The 7,519-nt window shown below is 37.6% G+C and carries 4 protein-coding genes; 2 read left to right on the forward strand and 2 right to left on the reverse strand.

Translation table 11 applies throughout. The annotated features are described in order from the left end of the window. Positions 1-117: 117 nt before the first annotated feature. Both EGI31_RS05080 and EGI31_RS05085 read right to left on the reverse strand, forming a co-directional pair. On the reverse strand, positions 118-1,713 hold the full coding sequence (locus EGI31_RS05080) for a SusD/RagB family nutrient-binding outer membrane lipoprotein (protein WP_255036089.1): 1,596 nt from the start codon (positions 1,711-1,713) through the stop codon (positions 118-120). A gap of 100 nt (positions 1,714-1,813) precedes the next feature. Next, positions 1,814-5,032 carry a SusC/RagA family TonB-linked outer membrane protein gene (locus EGI31_RS05085; protein WP_255036090.1) on the reverse strand — a complete coding sequence of 1,073 codons (3,219 nt, stop codon included), beginning with the start codon at positions 5,030-5,032 and terminating at the stop codon, positions 1,814-1,816. 695 nt (positions 5,033-5,727) lie between these two features. On the opposite strand from EGI31_RS05085, the gene EGI31_RS05090 reads away from it, so the two are divergent. Beyond that, complete coding sequence (locus EGI31_RS05090) at positions 5,728-6,396, forward strand: hypothetical protein (protein WP_255036091.1); 669 nt, start codon at positions 5,728-5,730, stop codon at positions 6,394-6,396. Between the two features lie 143 nt (positions 6,397-6,539). Next, positions 6,540-7,067, forward strand: coding sequence for a hypothetical protein (locus EGI31_RS05095; RefSeq protein ID WP_255036092.1), 528 nt, complete (start codon positions 6,540-6,542; stop codon positions 7,065-7,067). The last annotated feature ends 452 nt before the right edge of the window (positions 7,068-7,519 follow it).

Here is a 7,519-nt window from a genome sequence, read left to right on the forward strand (position 1 = left end):
ACCTTTGCGTTTAATTAGTATGAAAACAGTCCATTCATAAGAAAAACGGAGCAATTGCCCCGTTTTCTCAGAATCATTCATTTTTAACTTTTTAAACCTAAATCTATGACGACGAAATTATTTTACAATCCAGAGCATGTCGTTGATATCATCCTTTCCACCAAACTGACTCGCAATGGCGGCCTTATAATTGGCTTCATTGGTAGCACGCTCCGAAAGTGGGTACTGCCATCTAACAGCTATGCGGTTAGAGTTGCCATTTCCTACACCAGCATAAAATTTCGGGAAGCCAGTGCGTCTCCAATTGAAATACGCTTCCATACCTGAGTTCATAAAGAAAGCCAGGTATTTATGGGTAACTATTTGCTCCTGACCTTTACTTGTTTTTCCGGCATATTTTACCATATCTTGGGCATAATACTTTTCGAAATCAAAGTCGATGTTGAAGGTCGCCAAATCGGCTGCATCACGACCACCTGTTTTTGAATATGTCATGGTATTTGTACCATTTTTCACGCCATAGAAATCCATTGACCCCTGAATACCTTTTTTGTACCAGGCCTCGGCATCGCCAGTACCCCAACCTAAGTGATAAGCCTCGGCAATGTTAAAACACATCTCTGGATAACCCACAATAAAGGTAGTTTCAGCAGTGTAGTTGCGGTAATATCTAAAACGATTTTGGAACGAATACACACCAGGAGCAAAACCAGAGCCATTGCTACGGCCGGCCTTTTCAGACATATCTGTAAGGTCTTCAGCAGACGAAGCACCTACATAAGCACTGAAATCAGATGGTTTTTTACCCGCTTTAAGTTCCGAACCCGCTGGCTCGCTTGTAACCATCACTCGTGGGTCATTCATCAACGACAAAGGCTCAACATAGGCCTTTGACATATTCTGGCGAGTAGCATCAAAACCAAAATTATCAGGATTTGAAGGATATTTATTGAAGTTATTGTAAGTGTATTGCATACTTTCTGAAACCGAAGTCATCAAAGGGAATTTTGCAGGGTTAGCCATCATTTCAGCAAATTTGGCCTTCACTCCTAAGTCTGCATCTGTATCCTTTTTAGACAATGACACCAACATTCTTAATTTATAGGCATTGACCACTTTTTGCCATTTACGTATATCACCACCAAAGTAGAAATCACCTGCCACAGAGGTCTCGCCTTTTGTAATCAAAGCAGCCATATCCGTGTTCGACTCCTCTAACCATTTTAAAATCTGAACAAATACAGCTTTTTGAGAATCATACTTCGGCTTGCTATTCTCTAATCCCTTAAGAGCCTCGCTCAATGGCAAATCTCCCATGCGGGTGGTCATTTCATAATACAAAAATGCACGAAAAAACTTACCCAAGGCACTGTATCCGTTTACGTCCGCCAGACCAGCTCTCTTAGCTTCCTCCTCCATTTTAATAACGTTTTTAAGGGTATTGTAATGGTTTACACCCGAAGTCCACGTGTATTCGTTGGTAGCATAATAATTATAGTTAGAACAATAGAACTGATTCCAACGCATTTCGGCACCAAACGGGCGGCCGTTGTTGTTGAACAAATCAGACTCAACACCCTGTATTACTAAAGACGCAGGAGCATTAACGGCACTGTTAGGGTTTTTTTCGAGATCTTCGAAAGTTCTTTCGCAACTACCCATTGTAAAAGCAGCAATGGCGAAAATCAAAGTGAATATTTTATTTATTTTCATTTTTTATCGAGTTTTAAACTTCATTTACATTGGCCTTGTAGAGACATAAACACAAAGCACAATGCAGTTCTGAAGATTTTCTGGAATTAATTAGTTTAACTTAGAATGTAAAGTTTAGGTTGATACCATATCGTCTAGTTGAAGGCGACTGTAAACCCGATCCACCATCACCAATGTATTGGTTTAGATCTATGTCTTTTTTCTCAGCAAAATAGAACAAGTTTCTTCCAACAAATGAAACCGAAGCATTGCTTATTTTCTTTCCAAACCATCTATCAGGAAGCGTATATCCTACAACCGCCTCACGTAACATTCCGAACGAACGGCTCATAAGGTTACCTTCGTCAGAGTTGTAATAACGACTTACGTAGTCCTGAACAAACTGCTTAGTGGTATTTGGCGTATATTGTAGCTCGCTGTAGTTGGTAATGTTACCATCAATATCAAACTTCAAAGCCACGTTGTTAGAAACCACCACACCTGGGCCCACATATGCTTTTACACCTTTGTAGTCTTGCAAACGAGCCTCAGCAAACTCACCCGTTGTAGTACCTATGTGACGACCACCACGGTAAGTCTGACGCTGAATGTAGTTTGAAATAACACCGCCGATTCTTCCATCAAACTGGAAACTGAAATTGATGTTTTTGTAGTTAAACTTGTTGTTTATACCAAAAACGAAGTCAGGATTGATATTTCCTAAATACTGATTGATAGGATTATAGATAGGACGACCCGAGGCATCGTTGATTATCTGTCCGTCTGGAGTTTTAGCAAAAGCACGTCCATAGAATTTATCCAATCTATCGCCTACTTTAAAGAATACGTTCAAATTATCAACACCAGGGTATATCTCTGTAAGAACCTCTTTGAAAGTAGAATAATTAGCCACAATATCCCAGCCGAAGTTATTGGTTTTTACTGGCGAACCAGTAACCGCCAACTCCCATCCTGTTTTTTGTGTTTTGATACCATTTACCAATGCCGTGGCGTATCCTGTGGCGGTAGATATTGGTAAAGAGAAAATCCTTGGGCCTTCATCAGAGATAAAATAGGTAAGGTCAAATCCTAAACGATTTTTTAATACTCTCAAGTCAAGACCTATCTCTGACTGCGAAGTAGAACTTGGCTGTAAGTCAGGATTGTTCAAGGCTGTACTAAAGTAGGCCGCAGGTTGGTTGTTGTAAGCAAAAGGCGTAGAATACACTGCTGAATTCAAATAACTTGGACCATCGTAAGGAGAAAAATATTGGTCTCCATAACCTATTGGGTTACCGTTGCCCGTCAAACCTGGTGTAGTACCTATGGTAGAACGCGTTAAACCATCTTTCACATTGGCGTAGGATGCTCTTAACTTTAAGAATGAAATCACCTCAGGCATGCTAACGTAGTCAGAAACTACTGTTGAAAGTGACACAGATGGGTAAAAGAAGGTATTGTTGCCCGCTGGTAATGTAGAAAGCTTGTCTACACGACCAGTAGTAGAGAGTGTCAATAAGTTTTTGTAAGTAAAATCAGCTGAATAATAGGCAGAATTCACACGCATATCAGACACAAAATTGGCTGTACGAACTGGATTAGATGAATTATTGAAATTGTAAAGTCCTGGTACGTTCAAATAGTCTGTAGAACCATACTGAGAATTGTATTCAAAGGTTCGGATATTACCACCGGCCCAAATTTTGGCATTAAAACCTGAAAACAAATCTTTGTCGAATTTCACCAAAATATCGGTGTTGTTTTCGAACAAATTACGACGGTCTTCTCTGTAATCTCCACGACGCTCGTCACGGCCATAAGAACCCGCAGAATACGGCATTTTTTCGCTTCTGAATAAACTCCAAGTGGTCACTTGCGAACGCACCATGGCCTCTAAGAAATCATTGATTTTGTATGTCATACCCACTTGACCAATGATATCAGATTTTTGGTGACCTCTCAACCACTCATAAGACATAAAATAAGGGTTGTTGTAACGTTGGTACTCAGCATATATTTGTTGAATACCCTCCTTGCCTGGCTGCCAGTAGTTTTTCATATCGTCCACGTCCCAGTCTGCTCCTGCCCACAGGGTCATGTTATAGATGATAGAGTTTGGACCGTAGTTGATATCCGGAATATTAGGCGTGTACTGACGGTTATACTGTAAGTTCGAATTAAAAGAAAGCTTATTAGAAAACTTATAATCAGAGGCCAAATTGAAGTTCGTAATGTTTAGCTTCGTATTTGGCACAATTCCCTTCTGAGAAGTTTGAGAAGTAGAAAAACGCAAATTATACTTTTCGCCAGATGCCGAAACAGCCACATTGTTGGTTGACAATACACCTGTTTGTAAGAAACGCTCTAAGTTATCTTTACCTCTTGCCACCCATGGCGTAGAAGTTCTTTTGCCCGTAAGAGGATCTATCGGGCTGTCATATTGAGGAATAAGCTGTCCTTCAAATCTCGGTCCCCAGCCACCATCATAATCTCCGTCGTTTAGACCGCCACCTTTTCCATCACCAAAGGCATAACGACCGTGGTCACCAGGACCGTACTCGTCCTGTACTTTTGGAATAGCATAAAAACCATTATCAAACATAGTAGATGAGTTCACATCCACCGAAAAACCCCTCTTATCTTTGGTTCCACGCTTGGTGGTTATCAAGATTGCACCGTTTTTGCCACGAAATCCATAAAGTGCCGATGCCGAAGCACCTTTCAAAACCGAATACGACTCTATGTCATCTGGGCTGATATTCCAAGTGTCTGAGTTGATAGGCACACCATCTACCACATAAAGAATCTCCGTGTTTCCTCTTAACGAAATATTAGGTTTGCGAAGCATTTCCTGTTGGATACCCACCGTCAGACCTGCCACCTTACCAGCCAAAGCATTAATGGCGTTTGGCTCACGTGCCTTTATAACCGAAGCACCGTCAACCGACTGAATAGCCACACCAATTCTACGAACATCTTTTTTGATACCAAGGGCCGTCACCACCACTTCGCTCAAAGACTTCGTGTCTTCAACCAACTGAATATCGAATAGCGTTTTGTTATCCACCACAATCTCTTGGCTTTCAAAGCCAATCGAAGACAATACCAACACACTGCTTTTGTTTGGAACCGTGATTTTGAATGCACCGCTTGCATCTGTAGTAGTACCGTTTCCAGAACCTTTGATAAGAAGACTCACTCCTGGTATGGCCTCGTTTTTTTGGTCTTTCACGCTACCCGAAACGGCAATTTGAGCGAAAGATGCCAACGAACAAAGCATCAAGGCCAGTGACAATTTTAAAGTTTGGAAATTGAAAAAGTGTAAAAGTCTTTTTTTCATAAATGAAGACATTTTGGGGTTAAGTAAAAAATTCACGCCGCAAAAGTCTGCATCTAATATTAACTCAATGTTGCGGATGATTTTGTTTACACAATCGTAACCTGGAGCCTCATTTACTAACCATTTATTAATCGAAACATGAAGATTTCGTCACAAACTTCTTTGTCATTTGTCTTTAAATTACCACATTCCACAGCAGGAAATTACCCATAAACGACTCAAAACCAATACTTAAACCAACACCAATAGCAGAAATAAAATCAGGGCGGCTTTCGGTAAAACCGAAACCGGGCTATCCGCTCCCGCTTCCCTCCTAAGGTCGGGAGAGCTCCGCTACTATCCCTGCCGCAAATCGGAACGCATAGTTGGAAAAATTGGGTTCCGGCTCATAAGATTACCATAACCTAAATCTTTTTAAATACCATAAATAACCAAATTGTGTGTCTTGGAAAATATATCTCAAAACTCAAATAAATACTTGGAAAGCAGAACTTCGAACAATATATTTGATATGAAAACATAAAATCAAAATACATACATTCAGATGAAAATATTACCGAAACTCCCTAACTTTCACAACAACCTCACTATTAGCAAATTAACAAAAATAATAACGAAAATTCAATAAAGATATTTACGAAACTCCGAAAATGGGTTTCGTAAACATACTCGTTGTCTGAAATAAAATTGAACATATGAGAGAGAATCCTTTAACAACCGAAATTCTAAAATTGGAATTAAATAAGAACTTAGGGAAAAACCTTAAGGATTTTGGTTTAATCAATTATGATGGCAATTATCTTTGGTTTAGTGATTTTGATAAAAACGGCATAAGAAAGGTTTTCAAATATGATAGATTAAAAGGAGAGTCAGGAACATTTAATTGGGGATATTGCTTTCATTTTATTCCAACTATTTCAAATGCAAAAACTATAAAACATCATAGAACAGTTAAAAGTATCTATTTACACTTATTTGATGAACCTCTAAATCTTATTACATATTCTGGAACACCATACACTAAATTTAGGGATAAAGGTATGGTTTCGCAATGGGGTTTAACAGAGTTCAATCAAACATTCAATGATCTATGGAATGATTGTACACATTCTATTAATAATTGGTTTTTAAAAGATATAGAATTCCAAGATTTACTTGATAAAATACACTTTCAACAAGATTTTGGGAGAAGATATAAATGGGGACATAGTAATCAAAATTACATTAAGTCTTTTATATTAAAGAAAATCGGTAAGAAGGAAGATGCAATAAACTTAATGAGTTTAATAAAAGAAGAATACGTAAGTTATGATATAAAATGGGAAAATCCGTATAATAAAATAATTGAAATGTTAAGAAATTAAAATACTTCGGACAACAATGTACTGAACGGATATGCTTCCTATCGTCAGCACATCGTCAGTACTTGACATTAGCAGCAAGTTTGAAAAATGACAACAAAACACTGTTTATAAATATAATTTTTAACAATTAAATAAATGTAGCAATGAAAAAAAGAAATCTAATTTACGCAATGACCTTGGTTTTAATGACCACAATGACATTTGCTCAAACTGCTTTTAAAGAGCATAAAGCAGGACATGTTTTTTATGTGAGTTTGCCTGACTATATGAGTAAAACGACAGGACTAAACGATGCCGCTGTTATTCAATTTAAAAATTCAGTTAAGGACATTGCTGGTTTTGTAATTGAGGATAATAAAGAAGAATTAGCACTTGCAGAAATGATATTTTCATCAATAAAGGATTTTTATGACAATTTTATAGGTGGCTTCTTAGTAGGAGAAAAAAAACGTACAATTTCAGAAGCTAAATCTCAAACAATAGGAAATGTTAAGTTTATGGAGTGTGACGCTTCATATTATGATAAGGATTCAAAAATAGAAATTTATTATTTTATTGGTATTGCAGAGACAAAAGATGCATTTTACAAGGTTCTCTGTTATGGTTCTATTGAAGCTAAAACTAAGTACAAAGCTGACTTCCAAAAAATTCTATATAGCCTAAAAGACTAGACTAGATAACCATAAAACCGCTATACCTTTACTTTAGCAGATGAAAAAAGAATTGAAAAATACGAGTAATTAGGATAAATTTATCTCGGTAAATTTTCCTAAGTGGGAAGCAGGTGAACCTACCCGCTCTGCAAGCCGAAACTATCCTTCGATAAAGGCCCTGCCTCCCTCACTCAATCTAAACCAATTTAGCTATTTAGAACCAGTTCGTGCTGATAATCTTATAAAGGCTTTTGTCGATTTGAGTTTACTTAGGTCAATTTTTCTTTTCACTTTAAAATTAAGTTTTTATGAAACAAAATGAAAATTTAGAGATTGATTTTTTTGTTGGCATTGACATGTCTAAAGACAAATTTGATGTTGGAGTTATCAATAAGTCTGGTCACAGAAAAATTAAGTTTTTATGAAACAAAATGAAAATTTAGAGATTGATTTTTTTGTTGGCATTGACA

The sequence above is a fragment of the Lacihabitans soyangensis genome (assembly GCF_024343775.1).
Lineage (GTDB): Bacteria > Bacteroidota > Bacteroidia > Cytophagales > Spirosomataceae > Leadbetterella > Leadbetterella soyangensis.